The following is a 24,387-nucleotide window of genomic DNA, read 5'->3' as shown; positions in this document are numbered from 1 at the left end:
TATAAATTGAATATTACCAATTAATGTTGTATCTCTAATTAACCACGCACTTCCGCGCCTAGTTCCTTCTCAAAATTAACAATTAATTTTTGAACTATCGCATCAATTTGCTTATCAGTAAGTGTTTTTTCTTCATCCTGCAAGATAAAGCTCAGAGCATAAGACTTTTTCCCTTCCGGAATTTTATCACCTTTATACACGTCAAACACATTTACCTCCTTTAAAAGCTTGCGTTCGGTCTTTTGAGCAACAAATTGTAACTTATCGAAGCTTACATTTTCGTCGATCAAGAGCGACAAATCTCTGCGTACAGCCGGGAATTTGGAAACTTCTTTATATTGAATGCTATTCTTACGAATGATTTTCATCAAAACATCCCAGTCAAAATCAGCAAAGAAAACCTGACCTTCAACATCTGCTTTTTTCAAATCTGCGTTTGCAATTGCACCAAATGAAACCAAACATTTCTGCCCTTTCATATAGTTCAAACCATAGGCAAAATGTGAACTTGCAGCATCTTGTATCTGAACCCCTTCAATTTTCAGCCTTTTGATAACAGTATCTACGGCTGCTTTTAGGTTATAGAAATTAACTGCGTCTTTTTTGCTATTCCATTGCTCAGCTTCATTTTTACCCGCCATAGCAAAAACTAGGTGTTGCGTTTCTTTATAGCCTTCACCATCCAGCGCATATGTCTTACCGAATTCAAAGAATTTCAGATCAAAGTTTCTTCGTTTTTGGTTATATTCAATCGCACTCAAAACAGAAAAAACCATATTTTGACGCATCGTATCCAAATCCGAACTCAATGGATTATACAATTTAACCGCCGTTTCGCTATCATCCGCATAGTCCAGCTTTGTTAGGGAGTTGGACAGAATCTCACGAAATCCATTTGCAATCAATAGATCTGCCAATTGATTTAAGACAACTTCCTTATCTGGCTTTTCAACCGTATTTAAAGAGGCCTTAATTTGTGACTTCAACTCAATATTGTTATAACCATAAATACGCAACACTTCCTCCACAACGTCTACCTCACGTGTGACATCGACACGATATGCCGGCACCAACACATCAAGGCCCGTTTCAGTTTCTGAAGTGACTTCAATGCCAAGAGCGACAATAATGGATTTAATTTCTTCATTTGGAATCGCCTGACCGATCAAACGAACCACATTCGCATAGCTCACGTGAAATGAAAACGGTTTAATCACAACAGGATACTCATCCTTTAGGGTAGATGAAATCGTTCCACCTGCAATTTCTTGAATCAATAAAGCAGCGCGCTTCAATGCTTCAACCGTAATATTTGGATCGGTACCCCGTTCGAAACGGAAAGAAGCATCTGTTTTTAAACCATGTCTTTTGGAAGTCTTCCGTACAGAAACAGCATTAAAATAAGCTGACTCCAAAAATACATTGGTCGTTTCGGCTGATACACCAGAATGTGCTCCACCAAAAACCCCCGCAATACACATCGGTTTTTCAGCATCGGCAATCACCAAGTCCTCTGCAGACAAGGTACGCTCCACACCATCCAGAGTAACAAATTTCTCGCCCTCAGTCGCAAGACGAACAAGGACTTTGTTTCCCGCAATTTTATCAGCATCAAAAGCATGCAATGGCTGACCTAAATCGTGTAATATATAATTGGTGACGTCGACAATATTATTGATCGGACGAACACCGATAACATTTAATTTCTCTTTTAACCAATCTGGAGATTCGCCAACGCGAACACCAGTAATATTGATACCACTATAACGTGGGCTCGCCTGTGCGTCCGCAACGACCACTGTCGTTCCCTCAGCCTCAGCAGCCTTGAATGCAGAAACATCTGCTTTTAACAATTGTGTACGAAAATGTGCCGCAATATCTCTTGCAACGCCTAAATGCGAAGCTGCATCTGCACGATTTGGTGTTAAACCAATTTCATAACGGTAATCATCCTGGATATTGAAATGATCTTTCACTAAGGTCCCCACGGCAACATCAGCTGGTAATTCAACGATACCGGCATGGGATGTTCCTAAACCGATTTCATCTTCTCCACACAACATACCTTCGGAAACTTCACCACGAATTTTAGATTTGGTAATTTTAAAAGGCTCTCCTGTAAGCGGATGGCATGTCGTGCCCACTGTAGCAACAATGACTTTCAATCCTGTACGACAGTTCGGTGCGCCACATACAATGTGCAATAACTCCGGTCCACCGACATCAACGGTAGTTACTCTTAATTTATCGGCATTAGGATGCTGTTCACAAGTTTTCACTTCACCAACAACCAAACCATCCAATCCACCTGGGATACTCTGCACAACATCCAAAGCTTCTACTTCCAATCCTGTATTTGTCAAGATAAGCGATAGTTCCTCCGGTGTCGAATCTATATTAACGTGTTGTTTTAACCAATTATATGAAATATTCATCTCGAATTTGATTTGATGCACAAACTTAGATAAATTTGAGTTTATATCCAACGTCAATTTACCCTTCATCAACAGTTGGTCTGAATTTAATGCGGTAGGTAGGCTCCTCAAAAGACTTCATTAGGCTAGGCAGCAAGCGATTTTATCTTTTTTGAAAGTTGATACGATAGAACCAAGGTAGTTATTTGGACCTTAGATTTATACCGAAGGAAAAGATCGTATGAAGGAGTTCATAAACCCCTTCCCAAGGATAATCATATTTATTCATAGGTGATGAATGCTGCGAATGTAGGGGCTTTCCCCGAACGAAACGAATGCAATTATTAATTATAACTTTTATTTACATGAATTAACATAACTTTACACTTATTTACACAAAACAGCAATTTTGGCCTTTTCCAGTAAACGCAACCTGAGCCTATTTTTTAATGAAAATTCAAGCCTTTCCATCAAAATAAATATGTAACTTTGTGCTTTAATTTGAAGAACGTTCAAAACAAACATTTATAATGATTCATTTCTTTGAGAACCCATCGAACACTGTATATGGTGTTCAAAGCGTAAACTCTTTATCACAAGAAGACATTACTAAACTCAACTGGCTATTCGGCAACGCCAAAAAACTAGACGACCAAAACCTTAACCACTACTTTGTTGGACCCCGCGCTGCGATGGTTACTCCCTGGAGTACCAATGCCGTAGAAATCACACAAAATATGGGCATTGCAGGAATTGTTCGTATAGAAGAATTTCAACCGGTACCAGCGGATTTCAATGACTTCGATCCAATGATTTCACAAAAGTTCAGTATGTTGACACAGGACATGTATACCGTCAACATCACACCTGAACCGATATTGGAAATTGAAGACATCGAGGCCTACAACAAATCTGAGGGCCTTGCGCTAAATCCAGAAGAAGTAGACTACCTCAATAATCTCTCGACCAAATTGGGTCGTCTGCTTACAGACTCAGAAGTATTCGCTTTTTCACAAGCAAATTCTGAACACTGTAGACACAAGATTTTCAATGGTACCTTTATCATCGATGGCGAAGAGCAGCCCACTTCCTTATTTAAATTAATCAAAAAGACTTCTGAAACCAATCCGAACGAGATTGTTTCTGCTTATAAAGATAACGTTGCCTTTGTTAAAGGTCCACGTGTCACACAATTTGCACCTAAATCTGCAGACAAACCTGATTTTTACGAAGAGAAAGCATTTGATTCGGTTTTATCAGTAAAAGCGGAAACACACAATTTCCCTACTACTGTAGAACCATTTTCGGGAGCTGCTACTGGGTCAGGTGGTGAAATCCGCGACCGTATGGCCGGTGGCCAAGGAGCGATTCCATTGGCGGGTACAGCCGTATATATGACTGCTTATTCGCGATTGGAACAAAATAAATTGGACCTTCAGGCAGGAACATTAACTGAGCCGGCAAAGGAACTCAACAAAACTCGCCCGTGGGAAAATGCGATGCAAGAGCGTCAATGGTTATACCAAACCCCAGTTGACATCCTGATCAAAGCTTCCAACGGTGCTTCTGACTTCGGTAATAAGTTTGGTCAGCCCCTCATTACAGGTTCTGTATTGACCTTTGAGCATGAAGAGGATGGCCGTAAACTTGGTTACGACAAAGTCATTATGCAAGCTGGTGGTGTTGGCTATGGAAAACTAGATCAAGCGAAAAAACATACGCCGAAAACTGGTGATAAAGTCGTTATCCTAGGTGGTGAAAATTACCGCATCGGAATGGGTGGAGCCGCTGTATCATCTGCAGATACAGGAGCATTTGGTTCTGGAATTGAGCTTAATGCGATTCAACGTTCCAATCCCGAAATGCAAAAACGTGCAGCGAATGCTGTTCGTGGCTTAGTAGAGTCAGATCATAACCCAATTGTCTCGATCCATGATCATGGTGCAGGCGGCCACTTAAACTGTTTATCTGAACTTGTTGAAGAGACCGGAGGTTTAATTGACCTGGATGCACTTCCTGTAGGAGATCCTACACTATCGGCAAAAGAAATTATCGGTAATGAATCGCAAGAACGTATGGGACTTGTGATCGCTGAAGATGATATTGACACGTTAAAACGTGTTGCAGATCGCGAACGTGCACCAATGTACACTGTAGGTGATGTCACTGGCGACCACCGCTTTACTTTCGAATCGAAAAGTACAGGTGAAAAACCAATGGATTATGCCCTTGAAGATTTCTTTGGTTCATCGCCAAAAACTTTCATGCGCGATAAAACCGTGGTTCGCAATTATGCGGATCTTGCTTATGATGCAACCGACATTCCAAACTACTTAAACCAAGTATTACAATTGGAAGCTGTTGCTTCGAAAGATTGGTTAACCAATAAAGTAGACCGTTGTGTTGGTGGCCGTGTTGCCAAACAACAATGTGCAGGTCCATTGCAATTGGCGTTGAACAACGTCGGTGTTATGGCACTTGACTATAAAGGTAAAGAAGGTATTGCGACAACAATAGGTCACTCCCCTGTTGCTGCCTTGGTGGATCCGGCGGCGGCAAGTAGAACGGCTATTGCCGAATCGCTTTCCAACATCGTATTTGCGCCAATCAAAAATGGCCTCGCAGGAATCTCCCTATCGGCCAACTGGATGTGGGCGGCCAATAATGAGGGGGAAGATGCCCGCTTATACCAAGCTGTTAAAGCCTGCTCGGATTTTGCCATTGCATTGGGAATCAATATCCCAACGGGAAAAGATTCTTTGTCGATGAAACAAAAATATCCAAACGGCGAAAACGTCATTGCCCCAGGCACATTGATCATTTCTGCCGCAGGAAATTGTACGGATATCACAAAAGTGGTAGAACCTGTGCTGAACAAAAAGGCCGGATCGATCTATTACATCAACTTATCAAAAGATCAGTTCAAATTAGGCGGTTCGTCATTTGCGCAGATCATCAATAAATTAGGTACTGAAGTACCGACCATTCAAGATGCTGCTTATTTCAAAACAGCATTCAATACCGTACAACAATTAATTAACGAAGGACAGATCGAAGCTGGTCACGATGTCGGATCGGGGGGCTTGATTACCACCTTATTGGAAATGACCTTTGCCGATGTTAATCTCGGCGCCAACTATGACCTTTCAGCATTAAATGAATCTGATAGCGTAAAAGCCTTCTTTAATGAGAATATTGCACTTGTCCTGCAAGCGAAAGACGACGCTGCTTTTGAAGCGATTGTCAAAGAAGCTGCTGTGGACGCGGTTAAAATCGGCCAGGTGATCGAAGGTAATACGGTAACGATTAAAAATCAAGAAGCGGTATTCAGCTTTGATGTTGCAGCAACACGTGATGTATGGTCTACAACATCATTCCTTTTGGATTCAAAGCAGTCTAAAAATGGAACAGCACAACAACGTTTCGATAATTATAAAAATCAACCCCTAGCCTTTACTTTCCCAAGTCATTTTGATGGTAAGAAACCAGTAATCGACGGAACTAAACCACGTCCGAAAGCTGCGATCCTTCGTGAGAAAGGTTCCAACTCCGAACGCGAAATGGCTAACGCCATGTTCTTGGCTGGCTTTGATGTAAAAGATGTTCACATGACCGATTTGATCGCGGGTCGTGAGACATTGGAAGACATCCAATTTATCGGTGCTGTAGGTGGTTTCTCGAACTCAGATGTATTGGGTTCGGCAAAAGGTTGGGCTGGCGCTTTCCTTTACAATGAAAAAGCGAAAAAAGCCCTAACCGATTTCTTTGCTCGTCCGGATACACTTTCGGTTGGTATCTGTAATGGCTGTCAGCTATTTATGGAACTTGAGATGATCAATCCTGAGCATGAAATCCACGGAAAAATGCTACACAATACTTCCGGAAAACACGAGTCAAACTTTGTATCTGTAAAAGTTCAGGAAAACAATTCCGTCATGTTATCGACACTAGCGGGAAGTACATTGGGTGTTTGGATCTCACATGGGGAGGGAAAATTCAACCTTCCATATGCTGAAGAGCAATACAATATCGTTGCAAAATATGCGTATGAGCAATATCCGCATAACCCAAATGGTTCGGACTATAATACAGCAATGGTTTGCGATAAGACTGGACGCCACTTGGCTACTATGCCACATATTGAGCGTTCGGTGTTCCAATGGCATTGGGCAAATTATCCAAAAGGTCGTCAGGACGAAGTTTCTCCTTGGATTGAAGCATTCGTTAATGCACGCCAATGGATTGACGAGCAAGGCAAATAAAAAAGAAAAGCTCCTTCATATATGAAGGAGCTTTTTTTTAGATATCCCTTTTGTATCCTGGTTTGTTCATCATTTGATCTAGGGAGTATTTTCCAGAGCCCATGACCATAAAAAAGATCAGCAAAAAGAATACGACTATAGAAAGCCACAATTCGGAATTCAAATAACTAAACCCGTGGGTGATATTAACAAAAAATACAGCCCCTACCAGTACCGGAAATAGCAGTAGTGAGGCCAAACGGGTTTGAAAACCTAAAATTAGGAACAACCCTCCCACCAAATGGGTAAAAACCACATAGTGAACAGCACCCCATGATGATAAGTGGAAACTACTTTGCTCAATCATATGTTGAACAACATCCCTATCATTTACGAAACTTACACCTTTGGCAAAAATCACGACCCCTAAGGCTATTCTTAGGTAATCAATCCATTGTGGGTGATGAGCATCGCCCCAATGTTCAATTTTGTGTATCAGGTTCATAACATACCTCCTTTTTATAGATGGTTATAGCCTAATAACAGTTGAACAGCAAAAAAGTTGTTCGCATGAGATGATTCACTATCAAAATGTTACGAAGTGAATACATCCCCACGCCTACACAATACTTCGGATAAGACTAATCGCTGCCAAATTAGGCCTACGCTGTTTTCAAAATCAATCAATCAATCAATCAATCAATCAATCAATCAATCAATCAATCAATCAATCAATCAATCAATCAATCAATCAATCAATCAATCAATGCAACCGTAGGCTAGGAGAAAAAAAGTCGAATAACAAAATCCCAAAATGCAGTTGTTAGCAGCCCCACAACAATACTAAAACCGATAACCAGATTGACCAGCTTGGTATTCAGATGGTATTGTTCGGCAATGATCCCCGAAGTGACCAAGGTTGGCATAGCTGCTTCGAATATACTGATCCGCGCAACAGCTCCCTTCACACCAAGTAGTAATGCAAATAGTAATACCAATGCTGGGGCAAGAATCAATTTATAACTCATCGCTGTACTGATCTGCGAAATCTGTTGTCGCCAACCATCAAACTTCAACTGTAAACCAATAGAAAATAAGGCCAAGGGCCCAACGGTGGCCACCAACTTATCGAAAAAAGGCTCAGCAACTGAAAGGTCAACAAATTGAGACAGCATTAAGGCTGTTATACAACCGATCAGGGGTGGAAAGCTAACTAACTTTCGAAGCATAAATTTGACATCGATCGTTTCGCCATCCTGGACATTCGCTTTTAGTGCATTGATGATTCCGGCTGTAGAAAGTAGAATAAATGTAGTTTGGTCGCAAATAATTGCAATCGGCAACTGGGCTTCACCAAAATAAGCTATGATCAATGGAAAGCCTATAAAGGACGTATTGCTATAACCTGCTGCCAATTCCAAGCTACTGCGGGAGCGTTGCTTATAATTTTTACGCCGACAGTATACTTCCATAAATAACCAACTACCTGCCCAAACGAGGATTGCCGAAAACACGGGAAACAGTAATTCTGATGACCATACGATCTTCGGAATATATTTGAAAGACACCGCCGGCAGGGCAAAATAAAGAATCCAGGTATTGATCCCTTTATGTGCTTCGGAATGAATTAAATTTGTTCGCCTTAACAACATCCCCGCTGCGATGCAAAATGCAATCATTATAAAATTAATCATGTTTTCTTATCATTTTATACGACACAAAGGTGCGATAGTAGAGCAGGCAATAACATGTACAAATACATTATTTTTATGTACATTTAAAGATATATATATCAGGAGAGCAATGCGCAAAAAACAGTTTGAACCTTTACGGATCAGTGAATTTATTGAGGATAGTTTTCATTTGCCTCCACACGAGCAAAATTATTATGAGCTTGTTTATATTCGTTCGGGCAAAGGAACCCATGTGATCAACAAATTTGAACTGAATTATGAACCTGGCGATGTGTTCTTAATTAGTCCGGAAGACAAGCATTATTTTAACATTGAAGAAAAGACCCATTTTTTGTTTATTTTATTTACAGACACCTACTTCCTGCAGAATAAACGTAATCTAAAGCGCTATGCCTGGATTATGGAGCTAATGAACGATAAAGGATTAAAGGAACGCAAACTGTATATGGACGAGCACCATCGCCTGATTTATTCACATATCCTGGAAGCTGTCCGACTGTATATTAATGCCACTGTCAACGAGCGTTCTGATTGGCTATTTGACCAACTCGTTGCGATCTTTGGGCTCTATAAAGAAATATCAGAAGCGCAACGCTTACCCCAGCAGCATGAACTATATGTTGACCGATCGATTTCGGCTTATATTCATCGCTATATTTTTTCGCCCGAAAAACTTCAGGTCAACCTGCTGGCTCAGAAATTTAATATTGCTCCATCCTATTTTGGAATCTATTTTAAGAAGAACTTCGGCACCAGTTTAAGAGCCTATATTAACAGCTACAGGATCGAACTCATCGAAAACAGACTTAAATCCAAAGATTATACCTTGAAACAAATTGCTGCAGAACTCGGATTTACCGACGAGAGCCATCTTTCACATTTCTACAAACGGGCCAAGGGATTCAGCCCCTTATATTTCCGAACTCATTTGACTAAATAATAAGCCTTGACCATAATCCATGATGCATACTGGTCAGAAAAAGTCAATTGATAAATTAATTTTTGGGAGGAATGACACTATAAAATTTCAACCCCTCCGCTTCAAACTTTTTGTATAATACAAGCAGCACATCGTTTTTAAGCGACGAGGCATTGCCCGCCGCGTTTACCCAGCAGTAAACACTTAGATAGATCATTTCCGCACTGATATCCTGTATGCTGATCCCGCTGTCTCTTTCCTGGATGTAATATGGGCTCGCCATCATCGCATCTTTAATCCATTCTTTCGCTTTGTCCAAATCAGCCTGTCGATCGATATGGAGTACAAAGCTTGTTTTGCTGTACTCCTGTGATAAAGTCCAATTGACGACTCTTCCAGAGAGTAAATCGCCATTTGGGATGATAACATCCGCACCATCTGCAGTTTTTAGGACACTGGCACGTATACCGATTTCTTTGACCCGCCCTTTTTTGTCGGCAAGCTCAATTTGGTCACCCACCCGAAATGGCTTGTCAAAAACTAAAATAATACCAGACACAAAATTATTGATGATATTCTGCATGCCCAGACCAATACCAACACTCAGTGCTCCGATGACAACGGTAAGTTTATCCAAACTCATTCCCAGGGCAGAGATTGCCATAAAAAAACCAATCAGAATAATCGCTAAACGAAATAGCGGAAATAGGGTCATCTTCTGATTATAGACCTGGCTAAGCTGACCATCTTCACCGCCAAGAACAATCAAACTGATATTTTTTTGAAACCAGTTGGCCACCAGAAGCAGTAAAACAGCCACAACAAGGTTGCCGAGTGTAAAAGATATGCTTCCAATGCTGCGCACTTTGCCAAAAAAGACTCCGCTCGCTGCCAATAGTGTTTCTATAAACTGTAAGTTGTTTGCCAACACAATAATAGCCAAAAGTACACATACGATCCGAAGGATTTCGGTGATGATAGCCAATGTACGCTGTTCGTTAAAACGCATCCAGAATCCTGCAGTCAGTCGATCTTTTTTAAACTGATTACGTACATCGGCCTTAATCATGTCTGCAAAATACTGCAACGTAAAGGATTGGACTAAACCAACGGCGCAGGCAATACTAAAGCTCCGCGAGTGCTCAACATGGCCAATCACATTCAAGGTAATTGCCGTGATATTGAGGATAGCGAAAACGACATATATAAAATTGCTGATATACCCCGGACTATCTGCATTTTTGATTCGTCGCTTTGTGTAGCTAACAAGTCCCAGTGCGATCAGATTAAAGGCGATACAAACGATCCTTAAAAAGAGGTCATCGCTTACGATCATATTGACAAATACATCCAGGAGATAGAATACAATGAGGATAATGGCAATTTTACGCTGTAACCCGCTCATGCGATGCCTTAGCAAAAACATGAAGATTAACATAATGACCAATTGGGAAGCCTGCAGAATGAAACTTGGTGTAAAGAAGTTTACAAAAGGCAACAGTGTCAAGAGGAAAATAATTGTTTTCCCAACGATAGCATCAATCGCAAGTTTATGTTCAGAATCATTCTGTCGAAGGATATAGGACACCCGCACAATCCAGTAGCAATAGCCCAATCCCAATACAATCAATAGGATACGACTCGCCCAATCGGTCCGATTAACATATTTGTCAATCGATTTATTATTACTATAATTTGTACGGATATTATTTAATAAGACATCTTTTGAAATTGCGGCCGTATTCGCTTTCCAGATCGAACTTTTGCTCGATGTAGAATCGGCCTTTTTACTTACATTTTTCACCTCATGCACAGCATCCAGACGCAGCAAATGGCGTTGGTTCTTGGCGATAAGTTCATCTATCGTACGGTTGATGGCCTCCAGAGAATCCATTTTTGCCGACAGCTTGAGCTGAGCATTATCAAGGTATTGGTACGCGCGACTATGATTACTGGTACTAATATCATACCGGTTGACCAAATTCCTGATCTGATCCTGGGTAATAGTAAGACTGTTTGAATAATTACTGATACTGCCCTTGATAGACTTCAGCTGTTTAATTTCCTCGTGAATACTATTTTTAATTGCGGCAATACTGTCTTTGGCCGATCCTGTATTGGTCGCAGTATACGTATTGGATTTCTCATTCAGTTGTGCAACGAAATCCGCCATTGAACCTGTTCGAATATTAGCAAGAAAAGTCAAATTGACCTTCTTCAGGTCATTACGTAAGGAGTCATTGCCAACACGTGTGGAATCCACAGCTGACCTTTTATTGAAGCCAACATGTGCCGCGGTTCGATCGTTACTTTGATTTTTTCTAACCTGAACTGAATCCTGTGCAGACACATGCAACTGAAAAGCCAAGAGACTTAAGACAAAAATAAAACGCTTAACAATGCCCAATTTCATACTTCTAATTTCGTTGATTTCCTTACCTGGCAATGTGTAGCCAAATGCAATGAACACTACATTTTGCAAAGAAAGGACCAAAGGTATTTCTTCGACAAAAATAACTTATCTCCTGTTAAAATCGAATAGCATCCGATAGTTTTAGTTCTTCCAGCCGTTTTATTTTATCATCACGATAAAATAAATTCATCGTCTCAAAAGGAATTAATTTCAAGTCTTTGTTGACGATATGGACACATGATTTTTTGACTGCACGAACGTCAAAATCGTAGGCATCCATAAAATTCATAATGATAATTCGGAAAAGATTGTCGTAGTCAAGATCAGGTGCGCAGACTTCGGGTAAACAGCAAAGCAACTGGTTTACTTTTGGCTTTACCTTATCCACAGAAATTCCCGTGCTAAATATATCCAGCAATTGCATCTGAACACCTTTGTCTTGTTCATATACAATGGTGTTGCGCGATTGGCTATTTAACAAAATAGCAGGATCAATATGTCGGGTCAAAGGTATACGCTCCGCTCCTATTTTCAGTATATAGCCCATCGCCAAAGCATCAGGATTACAAGGAACAGGAATAATATCATGTGGGTCCAATAGTGGATATTGATTCAGGATTTCCTGACGTACCTCCGTTAATGTCATTTTATGTTGTTGTGCATCGGCCGCATTTCGACCGGCAATTTCCACCGGTTGAAAGGTTACCCCTCGTACACATCGCTGTTGTAAGGCGTAATCCAATATTTCCCCTATTTCATCATCGTTGGTTCCTTTTTCCAGGACAACGACCAAGGTTGTACTTAGATTGAGTGCATTTAATTTGTCTATGGCCTTTTTTCGGATATCCGTAAGATCTTTGCCCCGGAATTTCTCAAGCACCGATGGGCGAAAGGAATCGAACTGGAGATAGATTTCAAATTCAGGCGCATAAGTCGCGAGTTGCTCAGCAAAACCAGGATCATTTGCAATTCTGATCCCATTCGTATTGAGCATGAGATGCTTAATAGGCTTTGTCTTCGCAATGTCTAAAATTTTAAAAAAATCAGGGTGTATGGTTGGCTCTCCACCACTGATCTGAACCACATCCGGTTCACCTTCACTTTCGACGATTTTGTCAAACATCCGTTCAATTTCTTCCAGCGAGCGATGTCGTCCATAATGGGGCGATGACATGGCATAGCAGGTTGGACAGGTCAAATTACAGCGGTCGGTCACTTCGATGATAGAAAGGCAACTGTGCTGTTCATGATCGACGCATAAGCCACAATCATAGGGACAGCCATAATGTACTTCATTATCAAATTTCAAAGGTGTTTCTGAGGCTTTATTATAATTCCGAATGTTCTTATAATAGTCAACATCAGTTGCTATCAGTGTTTTGAAAAAGCCATGATCAGGACAGTTTTTCGTCATAAATACCTGTTCATCCTCGATAATAATCTTGGCACCAACACGCGAAAGGCATGTTGGACATAGGCTGATGGTGTAATCGTAGTATGTATAGTTTCTAACTGGCATAAAGCTGATCTCTAGTTCATAAAGGTAAGTCCACAGGCAAGTCCCCCTGCCAACATTGCTCCAATTCCGCCCAACAATACTTTAAGCCAGGGATTGACATTGAATTTGGATTCTTTATTTCCAGCTTTAATAATCGAGCCGATAATAATAACCAAAAGTGCAATACCGATCACAATAGCACCTATAGTAAGTAGAAAAAGTCCCAACATCGCGGTACTTTCCGATCCAAATGACCCCTCAAGCAAATACATAATTTCTATTTTTTGATTAAACGTTCATTTTTTAATAAATAAATATAATAAATTATCACCACGATGCAGGTAATTTGTATGGTACTTAGCCCCAAAAGTATAATTGCCCGTGGCTTAATAAAGTCCAACAGGAAACGAAAACTAAAATAACTAAGCATAAAAAGCTGAAACAACACACCATTTCGATAATTGTATCGCCGTTTAAAAAGCTGGAGTCCTACAAATAAGAGCAGTAAAAATGCGATTTCATACAGCGCTACCGGATGCCGTTTATAGGCATCCCCCAAATACATCCCCAATGGAGATGTTGTGGGTAAACCATAGGTCTGCTCGAATACACCCGTATAAAAACAACCTACCCTACCAATGGAAATTGCACTAATCAGGGGAAAGACCATCCGATCACCGGTACTTTCTTTTTTACCCATGATCTTTTTCATCCCTTCCACGGCAACCAAACCTCCCGCCAAACCACCGATTATCGTATTATTCACCCAGATGTAAGCCCATTTATGTGTCGCATTGAGCAATTCAGCCGGACGCTCGAGCGAACCGATGACATGTGAGCCGACCAAAGCCCCTAGGCCGGCAGCAATAACAATAAGAAGGGAATTGGTATGCCCTAAACTTTCCTGATCCTTCCATTTGAGCAACTGATAATAACGCATACCAATAAACATCCCCAATCCTTCCATAAAAGGATGTAAGAGAAATGTTTTTCCAAACAAATCTATCGTAACCGGAAATTCAATCGCCATAAGCATAAACAAGTATACGAAAGACGATCAAGAAAATGATAAACAAAAGTTTCTGCATATAGGACAAAATTATTAAAACCAAAAAGCCAGTCTGAAGAACAGACTGGCTTTTAAATAAATATTTTAAAAACGGGAGCTTATAGCTGATTGCTATACACAAATCGGATTTCCTCACGTAGGTTATAACGCGAGGCCATCACTTCGCCATAAGCTCCTGCGGAACGAATGGCAATTAAGTCGCCACGTTTTGAAACGGGAAGTGGTACTTCCTTACCAAAGCAGTCGGACGATTCACAGATTGGCCCAACCACATCGTAGTTAATGGATTCGGCGCTGTCTGTCGCGCTGATATTTTCAATTTTATGATAGGCCTGATACAAGGCCGGGCGCATTAATTCAGTCATTCCAGCATCCAATACCAAGAAATTTTTCTTGACACCATTTTTGACATACAACACGCGGCTAACAAGGCTTCCGCATTGTGCGACCAAAGCCCGCCCCAATTCAAAGTGTACTTCCTGCTGTGCTGTACGCTCCAGAAAGCGGTCGAAAATATCAAAATAGGCTTCAAAATCAGGAATTGTATTTCCATCAGGATTTTTATAATCAATCCCCAATCCGCCACCGACATTCAATACACGGATTTGTGTACCGCGTTCTTCAAACCAGTTTTTCCATTCATTGACCTTCACGCACAGGCTTTTGAATACGGTCATATCCGTAATCTGTGAACCTACGTGAAAATGAAGACCAACCAATTCAATAGATTCACATTTTTTAAGCACGGCTGCACATTTTTCCAAATCGGCATTGGGCACACCAAATTTGTTTTCATCAAGCCCTGTTGTAATATAATGATGGGTGTGTGCATCCACATTTGGGTTGATCCGTAAAGCCACATTTGCTTTTACACCTTTCTTTGAGGCAAGCTCATTGATGACTTCAAGCTCCTGAATGGATTCCACATTAAAAGCAAAAATATTTTGATCGAGCGAATAATTGATTTCCTTATCGGATTTACCAACTCCCGCAAAAGTGACTTTCTTGGAATCAAAGCCACATTCAATGGCTTTCTTTACCTCATTGCCACTCACGCAATCCGCACCAAAGCCGATCTCTTGAATCGCCTTCAATAACTCGTCATTAAAATTGGCCTTTAATGCATAGTGAACATGAAATCCCCGTTTGTGGGACGCAGCATGCGCAGCCTCCAGGGTCTTGTTTAACACATTCAGATCATAATAATAAAACGGCGTTTCTTTCTCTGCAAACTTCGCCGCGATACCTGTATTTATCATATAAAAACCTACTTCTTAAAATAAACGATTGTGCAATGAACGTAATGCTTCTGTTTTATGATCTGAATTCAATAGAATCGACACGTTAAAGTCTGAACCACCGTAAGAAATCATACGAACTGGAAGGTGTTTTACGGCGTCAAGTACGCGAGCAGCATAACCGTGGCTATTCAAACCGAAATCGCCTACAACGCATACAATGGTCTGATCACCATCTACTGTTACAGAACCAAAATCCTCCACTTCTTTGATAATATCAGCCAAATTGGTTGTATCATCGATGGTCAACGATACCGCCACTTCCGAAGTTGTGATCATATCGATTGGTGTTTTATAACGTTCGAATATTTCAAAAACACGACGTAGGAAACCATAGGCAAGTAGCATACGCGATGAATGGATGTGAATTGCCGTGATACCGTCTTTCGCGGCAATGGCGCGAATACAACCTTTCTGAGCACCGTCCTTACTGATCAAAGTCCCTTTTGCATTGGGTTCCATCGTGTTCAACAAACGAACTGGAACATTATATTTTTGCGCCGGGAATACCGATTGTGGATGTAAAATTTTAGCACCAAAATAAGCCAGCTCCGCAGCTTCATCAAAGCTTAGATGTGCAATCGGTGTTGTTCCTTTGACAACACGAGGATCATTGTTGTGCATCCCATCGATGTCCGTCCAGATCTGAACTTCCTCCGCACGGATTGCTGCACCGATCAATGAAGCCGTATAATCTGAACCACCACGGCGCAAATTATCGATTTCACCAAATGAATTTCGGCAAATAAAACCTTGTGTGATAAATAAGGTATTTTCTGGGCTCTGTGCCAGAATATGACTTAGTTTTTCGCCAATGTATTCCACCATAGGCTCATTATCCTCATCAATTTTCATAAAATCCAGGGCTGGCAACAACACGGATTTTATACCGATTTCGTTCAAATAGAAATGCCATAAAGCAGTAGACATCAATTCACCCTGCGCCAGAATAACTTTTTCTTCAATAGGTGTAAATAATTCATTGGCTAAGGTAGAAATCAGATTAAAATGGTAATCGATCAATTCTTTACCATTTTTATAACCTTGTTCAGTACTGAAAAGTTCTTTAATAAGGTCTTCGTACTTATCCTTATGCTTCTTGACCAAATCTTTAGCTTCGTCCTTCTTACCTGCTGTGTAAGCTTGACCTATTTCAACCAAAGCATTTGTCGTTCCAGCAACTGCGGACAATACGACGATCTGACGTTCAGCAGGGTTTACAATATCCAACAACCCTTTGATACGTGCTGCACTTCCCACGGAAGTACCACCAAATTTTAAAACTTTCATACTGAAGTTACAATTATTAAATTTCTGTGTGCCAATATAGGCAATTCATGAATTTATATTAAAAAAAATGCGGCACAAAATCATGAAAGTTTTGTGCCGCATATCTTATATGTTATGCGGAAGAATTACTTCTTCAAGTTTTCGATCAGTAGACCGGCCAATTCTTCGCCGATTCTTTCTTGAGCTTCATTGGTTGCCGCCCCAATATGTGGCGTCAACGAAATTTTTGGATGTTTTAAGATCTCTTCGCGTGGAGTAGGCTCATTATCGAATACATCTAAACCGGCGAATGCAACTTTGCCTGAATCCAATGCTTTCACTAATTCCAATTCATCAATAACGCCACCTCTCGAGGCATTAACTAAGCCAACACCATCTTTCAATAATGGGAACTCTGCAGCTCCGATAGCTGGTTTATCCAAAAATGGAACGTGTAAAGAAATAAAATCTGAAACTTTAAATAAGTTGTCCATCTCCACTTGTTGAATAGGTACCTCAACTTGGATACCACCTGAAAGTGTTATGGTCAATGTTTTTGGTCCTTCGAACAAATCCGTGTAAACAACATCCATCCCCAGACCAATGGCGATTTTGGCAACTTCGCGACCGATACGACCAAATCCAACGATACCGATCGTCTTACCACGAAGCTCAGTACCAGCTCCATAAGCTTTTTTAAGGGCGCCAAATTTTGTATTACCCTCAACAGGCATTTTTCTATTAGAATCGTATAAGAAACGTACACCATTCAATAGGTGGGCAAAAACCAGCTCAGCCACTGATAAAGAAGATGCTGCAGGGGTATTGACAACAGCAATCCCTTTTGAACGGGCGTAGTCTACGTCAATATTATCCATGCCTACTCCACCACGGCCGATAACTTTCAAGTTAGGGCAGTCATCAATCAGGGCCTGACGTACTTTAGTTGCACTACGTACCGTGATTGCGTCATAAGCAAGGAGCTTTTCTGGAAGCTCTTCTTGCGGAATATGAGTTGTATCTACACTATGACCTGCATCTTCCAACATTTTCTTTCCTAGTGGATCGATACCGTCATTCGCTAATATTTTCATCTTTATAATTCGTTTTTAAAGGTATCAGTGCCGTTCAACTCATCAGAAGATCCAACCAGGTGAATACGATACGACCTCTATAATTCTTAATCTAACTAATTATCTGTTTGTCAACTGCTAAATTTCAGCAACATGCACACTGCCTTATGCCGTATGCGTGTCCTCAAATTCTTTCATTGCATCAATCAACGCATTTACGCTGCTTAATGGTAAAGCATTGTAAATCGAAGCTCTAAATCCACCTACAGAACGGTGACCTTTGATTCCGATCAAATTACGCTCTTTTGCCAAAGCCAAAAATTCAGCCTCCAACTCTGGTGTATCCATTACAAAAGTAACATTCATGCGTGAACGATCTTCAACAGCTGCAGTACCTTTGAACAATGGGTTACGGTCGATTTCATCGTATAAAGCACGTGCTTTGATGATATTCTCTTGCTCTAATACAGAAACACCGCCCTTTGCTTTTAACCAACGAAGGTTTAACATCGAAACAAAGATCGAATATACCGGAGGAGTATTGTACATTGAACCACCATTGATATGCAATTGATAATCCAACATCGACGGAAGAATACGTCCTGATTTACCTAAGATGTCATCTTTAACAATCACGAGTGTAACACCTGCAGGGCCCATATTTTTTTGAGCACCAGCATAGATCAAATCATAGTCAGCAACATTGATCTCACGTGAGAAAATATCAGAAGACATATCAACAACCACTGGCAATGCTGTTTCAGGCTTATCAAAAACCTCAGTACCGTAAATGGTATTGTTAGCTGTATAATGAAAATATGCAGCATCTGTTGGGATGGCATATCCCTTAGGGATGTAGGAATAATTTTTATCAATCGACGAAGCTACAACATCTACTGTACCGAATTTTTTAGCTTCTTTTAATGCTTTTGTAGCCCAGACACCAGTATCCAAATAAGCAGCCTTACCTCCTTCAGGTAAAAGATTCAACGGCGCCATTGCAAATTGCAAACTAGCCCCTCCTTGAAGGAAAAGAATCGAATATCCCTGAGGTACTGACAATAACTCGCGTACTAATTGTGTGGCCTCATCTATCACTGCTTCAAACTCTTTGGAACGGTGAGAGATCTCTAAAATTGATAAACCGGTGTTGTTAAAATCAATTACAGCTTCTGAGGCTTGTTGAAATACTTCCTTTGGCAGAATACATGGACCTGCTCCAAAATTATGTTTCATTGATGTTATAGTTTGTTTGATTGCTATTCTTTAACCCTAGCTAAGCAATCCGTTGTTTAAAAACCAAAGGTAAAATAAAATTATATATTTTTCAACTAATCTGTTTTTTTATTGAAAATTTATAAAATTCTAAATGATTTCAATAAAAAGATCGCACAACAAACACCTAATTCAATGCAAAAAACATCAAATAAGCAGTACTTTCCAAGCCATATCTATCTGATTATCTTGCAAATACTCCTTAGCTTTAAGTTGAAGATGGGTATTACGGGCGGATTGATCGCCAATAAAGGCATTTAGCAATTCGTAAATTTCAGGGAGACTAGTTATATCATCTACCTCATGTGGAGTGGGTAAACGTTCGATCTGAGCCAACCTAATTTTCTCGTTTTCCGTAAAAATATTCGATTCCCTTATAAAAGGAGGAAGCTGATTGTAATCCATAAAAAAGCAGAAATTTTATTCAAATTTCTGCTTAATATCTCAGAAAATAAAATTCTTATATTTTTTCGATAATTCGATCGGCAAATTCACTTGTTTTGACTAATGTAGCATCATCCATTAAATTGTAAAAATCTACGGTCACGGTCCTGGCAATTATAGTTTCGCCCAAGGCCTTAACAATTGCCGCCGCTGCTTCTGTCCATCCAAGGTATTCGAGTAGCATAACACCGCTTAAAATAACCGACGAAGGATTCATGGTATTGGTATTTGCAAAACGAGGTGCTGTACCGTGAGTAGCTTCAAAAACAGCATGCCCTGTTTTAAAATTGATATTAGCTCCCGGTGCGATCCCTATACCGCCAACCATTGCGGCCAGCGCATCAGAAATATAATCACCGTTCAGATTTAAAGTTGCCACAACAGAAAAATCCCGTGGATTAAGTAAGATCTGCTGTAAAAAATTGTCGGCAATAATATCTTTAATCAAAATTTTACCTGAATCCAAGGCGGCTTTTTGTTCCTGATTAGCAACCTCCGCACCTTTTTCTGCTTTCGTTCGCTCCCATTGTCCCCAGGTATACGTTTTGTCGGCAAATTCCGTTTCAGCAACCTCATACCCCCAAATCTTAAAAGCACCCTCCGTAAATTTCATGATATTTCCTTTGTGAACAATCGTCACTGAAGGTAAATTGTGATGAATAGCATGCTCTATTGCCGCACGGACCAGTCTTTTCGACCCTTCCTCAGAAACCAGCTTGACACCAACTCCTGTCGTGGCCGAGAAATTATAATCAATATTAAGCTCGTCATGCAAGAAATCCTGGAACCTGTTGGCTTCAGCTGTTCCCGCCTGAAACTCTATTCCAGCATAAATATCCTCCGTATTTTCACGAAAAATCACCATATCCACATATTCCGGATGTTTGACTGGCGAAGGTACGCCCACAAACCATTTTGTCGGCCTTTGACATACATAGAGATCCAAATCCTTACGCAAAGCAACATTCAAAGAACGGATTCCGCCACCTACTGGCGTGGTTAGTGGCCCTTTAATTCCAACGAGGTATTCTTTTAGTACATTTAGGGTATCTTTTGGCAGCCATTCGCCTGTTTCGTTAAAAGCTTTTTCACCTGCCAGCACCTCCTTCCATGTTATTTTCCGTTTTCCATCATACGCTTTCTCCACCGCTTGATCAAAAACACGCACTGCCGCATGCCAAAGATCAGGACCAATACCGTCGCCGATAATAAAAGGAATTGTTGGAAAATCTGGAACCTGTAAAGTTCCTTCACTTGACATTGTAATCTTATTTGACATAACCTTCAATTTTAACGGACAATTACTATCCCTTATTAAACATATTTCCGATCTCTTTGCTAATTTTTCTAAAGATTGGAGCTGCTTCGACATCTTCATACTCGTCGATGTGTGCATTTTCCACTCTACTAGGAAACACTAAAACAAGATTTTCGTTTGCATAAATACGATCTAATTTCTTTGCTACCCCATCCAGAGAATCACGATAGGAAACTTCTCCATTTCTGGCCGAAACAAAAATAAACATCGCATCTTCTTCCTTAAACGCTTTAAGGCCCTGCAAATTGTCCCAGGCATCGTAATGTTCAAAGGTAACAGGAACAGAATTTTTCAGCTCAACAAGATGTTCTTTAATGGCGGCAGCAGAGCGTTCATCAACAACAAATGTTACCGGAACGGATAGCTCCTGCGCCAGTTTAACAACCTTCTCCAGCCAATACTCGAACCCAAATTCTGCCTCGCACATGGGTGGTGCAAAAACGACAATGGATTTATTAGAAATAAAAGGTTTTTTAAAATGACATAACATCACATTAGCCGAGGTTCTGTTTAAGATACTTTCCGTTTTTTCTCCAACAAACTTATCCATAAAATTGGCCGCACTCGGCCAGCCCAAAACAATACAATTGGCAGAAACTTCTTTTGCCGACCGTGCAACCCCGCTAGCAATGTTTAAATCTATTGTGGCACTGATATTAACGTTTGTTTCACTACCCGAAGCATACCTGACCATGTTATCCAGGTTCTTCCGTGCTTTGGACATGTTTAATTGAGCCTGCTCATTATCCTTCACAACGGACACGATATTGACTGGATAGGAACATTTCTTACTTTTAATATAGGTTGAAAAATCCAAAATAGGCTCCATATTATCCATGTTAGCGATAGATATCAAGATGTTTTCATCTTTTTCCTTCACCACATCTGTATGTTCTTCGTCCTGTTCACCATCCATAACCACTTTACGCGAGGCATTTCCGGTAACCACTGTAGCGACAATACAGGTAACCAAAATCAACAGAATCGTACCATTAAGCACATTCTCATCGATAATACCGTTCTTATGTCCAACCATGATTACAGCTAGTGTTGCAGCAGCATGAGCACTACTTAAACCAAATATCAGATTGCGCTGACCACGGCTATATTTAAAAACGAGCTGCGTCAACCATGCGGCCACATATTTACCGACGATAGCCACAACGGTCAGTGTTCCAGCAATAATAAGTGCCTGCGGCCCCTTCAAAATCACGCTGACATCGACAATCATCCCCACAGATATCAAGAAGAAAGGAATAAAAATCGCATTGCCGATAAACTCAATTCGGTTCATCAAAGCGGAAGAGTGTGGTATCAGTTTATTGAGGGCCAGACCCGCAACGAAAGCCCCAATAATCGGCTCAAGGCCGGCAATTTCCGCTAAAAATGCAGCAAAAAACACGACGGAGAGCACGAAGATATAATTGGATGTCTTCTCACTCCCCAAGCGTTCAAAAAACCATTTTGCAATCCTGGGAATAACACCAAACATGATAAACAGGAAAATAGCAAAGGAAATCGTCAGGGTAATCCAAAATTCATTGCCAATATTTCCCTGGGAAACGCCGGTAATCACCGCAAGAATTATCAACACGGCCGTATCCGTCAGGATTGTTCCACCTATCGTGATCGCAACAGCCTCCATTTTAGAAATACCATAGCTATTTACGATGGGATAAGAAACCAGCGTATGGGTAGCAAACATGCTTGATATCAACAAACTCGGTAAAACACCGTAGCCCAATAAAAAATGACAAACGGGATAGCCAATACTGATCGGAACAATAAATGTTAAAAAGCCAAAAAGTAAACTCTTATTCTTGGTCTTTTTAAACTCATTCATATCTAACTCCAAACCAGCGATAAACATGATATAGAGCAGGCCTATTGTTGAAAACAGTGTGATAGCCGAGTTTTTTTCCAACCAGTTGAGTCCATGTGGTCCAATAATAACGCCAGATATAATCAATCCAATAATACCCGGAACCTTAATCGGTCGCAATACGATCGGTGACAACAGGATAATAAAAAGTACCAGCGAAAATATAAGTACAGGATTTTGTAAAGGCGCTTCGAAAGCGTGGGAAATATGCTCAAAAGTTTTATTCATAAGTGCTTGTATACTAGCCGTAATATGTATATACTTATTTTTCTATACAGCTCGAAAAATAGTTAACAGCACTAAAAATACGATTTTTTCAAGAAAGCGAAGCCTAAAAGTAGTGTTACTTAAAAGAAATGGCTTTGATCGGACTAATCTTGGTAATTAGCATTGACGGAATAAATAATGAGATCATTCCGATAAACACGACAGCCAAATTGACCAAAATCACATCAGACCATTGAAGTTGAACGGCCACATAAGAGATATAGTAAGTCTTCTCATCCAATTTAAAGAAATGGGTAAAATCCTGAAAAAAGTAAAAACCTAAGCCAATAAGATTACCGATTAATAATCCCAGACCGATGAGATACAAGGCACTGTACATGAAGACGCGGCGAATCCCGGCATTGTGGTACCCCAACGCCTTTAAGATGCCTATCATTGAAGTCCGCTCAAGAATGGTGATCAGCAAGGCGGAGATCATATTGATAATAGCAACGACCGTCATCAGTATAAAAATGATTTTGGTGTTCATATCAAGCAATTCCAGCCATTGAAAAATATCAGGGACCTGATCCTTGATATTGATTGCCTGCATATCGATGGGCAACAGATCTTCAACCTTGTTCGTTGTCTGTTCGAGCTGACTAAAATCTTTAATCCGAACCTCATAGCCCCCTACTTCATGATCATCGAGGTTGCTCAGTTTACGAATGACATTGAGAGACCCGATCACATAGACCTTATCTAATTCTTCGGAGCCTGTATTAAAAATACCCTTAATGACAAATTTACGTTTACGTATAGGATCCTGCACGAAATACATAATAAAATCGTCACCGACTTTTAGGAGCAGTCGATCTGCGAGATACTTGGACACCAAAATCTGATTATCCGCATTATCCGATTTAAAGTCTATCATACTTCCTTCCACCAGCATACGTTGAAAGGGCTGCTGATTATACAAGGAATCAATACCTTTAAGAACCACTCCTTCAACTTCATCGTTGACGTTAATAATCCCGGCCTTGGTCGCAAAGGAACTGATTGAGTTGACTTGGGGAATCGCCAATATGGACTTACGAACCTCCGGTGTAAGTGTTATGGGTGAATTTTCATAAGACTTATTCAGGTCGTAACGTAAAACCAATACATCGGCAAAAAAACTCCGTTGCTTACTGATAATCTCTCCCTTAAATCCGCGCAATACCGCAATAGATATGATAATCGCTGCAATAGCAAGAGCAATTGCACCAATAGTCACCCGAACGATCAATTTTGAGAACGTTCTTTTTCCAGAAAATGCGATCCGATTTGCTAAAAAATAAGGAAAATTCAAGCTTTCAATATATTTATGT

The 24,387-nt window shown here is 40.5% G+C and carries 17 protein-coding genes; 2 read left to right on the top strand and 15 right to left on the bottom strand.

Annotated features, from left to right (window positions below; genetic code table 11):
* Window positions 1-38: 38 nt before the first annotated feature.
* Window positions 39-2,435 (bottom strand): phenylalanine--tRNA ligase subunit beta, encoded by a 2,397-nt coding sequence (gene pheT / locus K2F45_RS09855; RefSeq protein WP_075994724.1) that lies wholly within the window; start codon window positions 2,433-2,435, stop codon window positions 39-41.
* A gap of 509 nt (window positions 2,436-2,944) precedes the next feature.
* Between pheT and purL the strand changes: the two genes are divergently transcribed.
* On the top strand, window positions 2,945-6,676 hold the full coding sequence (purL, locus tag K2F45_RS09850; RefSeq protein WP_248933428.1) for a phosphoribosylformylglycinamidine synthase: 3,732 nt from the start codon (window positions 2,945-2,947) through the stop codon (window positions 6,674-6,676).
* Between the two features lie 37 nt (window positions 6,677-6,713).
* Here purL and K2F45_RS09845 read toward each other — a convergent pair whose 3' ends face one another.
* Window positions 6,714-7,160, bottom strand: a complete 447-nt coding sequence (locus K2F45_RS09845; RefSeq protein ID WP_075991990.1) for a DoxX family protein — start codon at window positions 7,158-7,160, stop codon at window positions 6,714-6,716.
* A gap of 274 nt (window positions 7,161-7,434) precedes the next feature.
* Window positions 7,435-8,349 carry an AEC family transporter gene (locus tag K2F45_RS09840; RefSeq protein WP_248933427.1) on the bottom strand — a complete coding sequence of 305 codons (915 nt, stop codon included), beginning with the start codon at window positions 8,347-8,349 and terminating at the stop codon, window positions 7,435-7,437.
* Between the two features lie 109 nt (window positions 8,350-8,458).
* On the opposite strand from K2F45_RS09840, the gene K2F45_RS09835 reads away from it, so the two are divergent.
* The gene (locus K2F45_RS09835; protein ID WP_248933426.1) at window positions 8,459-9,289 is read left to right on the top strand and encodes an AraC family transcriptional regulator; all 831 of its coding nucleotides are present in this window, start codon (window positions 8,459-8,461) and stop codon (window positions 9,287-9,289) included.
* 55 nt (window positions 9,290-9,344) lie between these two features.
* Here the strand turns inward: K2F45_RS09835 and K2F45_RS09830 are convergent, their stop codons facing one another.
* The 12 genes from K2F45_RS09830 to K2F45_RS09775 form a co-directional block, all read right to left on the bottom strand.
* Complete coding sequence (locus K2F45_RS09830) at window positions 9,345-11,681, bottom strand: mechanosensitive ion channel family protein (protein WP_083663806.1); 2,337 nt, start codon at window positions 11,679-11,681, stop codon at window positions 9,345-9,347.
* A 115-nt stretch (window positions 11,682-11,796) separates the two neighbouring features.
* Window positions 11,797-13,200 (bottom strand): radical SAM protein, encoded by a 1,404-nt coding sequence (locus tag K2F45_RS09825; RefSeq protein ID WP_248933425.1) that lies wholly within the window; start codon window positions 13,198-13,200, stop codon window positions 11,797-11,799.
* Between the two features lie 11 nt (window positions 13,201-13,211).
* Complete coding sequence (locus tag K2F45_RS09820; RefSeq protein ID WP_046675824.1) at window positions 13,212-13,451, bottom strand: hypothetical protein; 240 nt, start codon at window positions 13,449-13,451, stop codon at window positions 13,212-13,214.
* Between the two features lie 5 nt (window positions 13,452-13,456).
* Complete coding sequence (locus K2F45_RS09815; protein ID WP_075994722.1) at window positions 13,457-14,209, bottom strand: prolipoprotein diacylglyceryl transferase; 753 nt, start codon at window positions 14,207-14,209, stop codon at window positions 13,457-13,459.
* 137 nt (window positions 14,210-14,346) lie between these two features.
* On the bottom strand, window positions 14,347-15,507 hold the full coding sequence (gene lysA, locus K2F45_RS09810) for a diaminopimelate decarboxylase (RefSeq protein WP_248933424.1): 1,161 nt from the start codon (window positions 15,505-15,507) through the stop codon (window positions 14,347-14,349).
* A gap of 15 nt (window positions 15,508-15,522) precedes the next feature.
* Complete coding sequence (locus K2F45_RS09805) at window positions 15,523-16,836, bottom strand: aspartate kinase (RefSeq protein ID WP_088161047.1); 1,314 nt, start codon at window positions 16,834-16,836, stop codon at window positions 15,523-15,525.
* A 125-nt stretch (window positions 16,837-16,961) separates the two neighbouring features.
* Entirely contained in the window at window positions 16,962-17,909 is a 948-nt protein-coding gene (locus K2F45_RS09800) for a D-2-hydroxyacid dehydrogenase (protein WP_248933423.1), read from the bottom strand.
* Between the two features lie 144 nt (window positions 17,910-18,053).
* Window positions 18,054-19,124, bottom strand: coding sequence for a 3-phosphoserine/phosphohydroxythreonine transaminase (gene serC / locus K2F45_RS09795; RefSeq protein WP_075991984.1), 1,071 nt, complete (start codon window positions 19,122-19,124; stop codon window positions 18,054-18,056).
* A gap of 186 nt (window positions 19,125-19,310) precedes the next feature.
* A complete protein-coding gene (locus tag K2F45_RS09790; RefSeq protein ID WP_075991983.1) occupies window positions 19,311-19,568 on the bottom strand; it encodes a hypothetical protein in 258 nt (85 codons plus the stop codon).
* A gap of 55 nt (window positions 19,569-19,623) precedes the next feature.
* Window positions 19,624-20,886 (bottom strand): NADP-dependent isocitrate dehydrogenase, encoded by a 1,263-nt coding sequence (gene icd / locus K2F45_RS09785; RefSeq protein ID WP_248933422.1) that lies wholly within the window; start codon window positions 20,884-20,886, stop codon window positions 19,624-19,626.
* Between the two features lie 25 nt (window positions 20,887-20,911).
* On the bottom strand, window positions 20,912-23,035 hold the full coding sequence (locus K2F45_RS09780) for a cation:proton antiporter (RefSeq protein WP_153847450.1): 2,124 nt from the start codon (window positions 23,033-23,035) through the stop codon (window positions 20,912-20,914).
* A 115-nt stretch (window positions 23,036-23,150) separates the two neighbouring features.
* Window positions 23,151-24,368, bottom strand: coding sequence for an ABC transporter permease (locus tag K2F45_RS09775; protein ID WP_248933421.1), 1,218 nt, complete (start codon window positions 24,366-24,368; stop codon window positions 23,151-23,153).
* Window positions 24,369-24,387: the final 19 nt, after the last annotated feature.

The sequence above is a fragment of the Sphingobacterium siyangense genome (assembly GCF_023277505.1).
Classification (GTDB): Bacteria; Bacteroidota; Bacteroidia; order Sphingobacteriales; family Sphingobacteriaceae; genus Sphingobacterium; species Sphingobacterium siyangense.
Note: the sequence above shows the minus strand (reverse complement) of the source record. Positions and strands in the feature narration are given on the sequence as shown.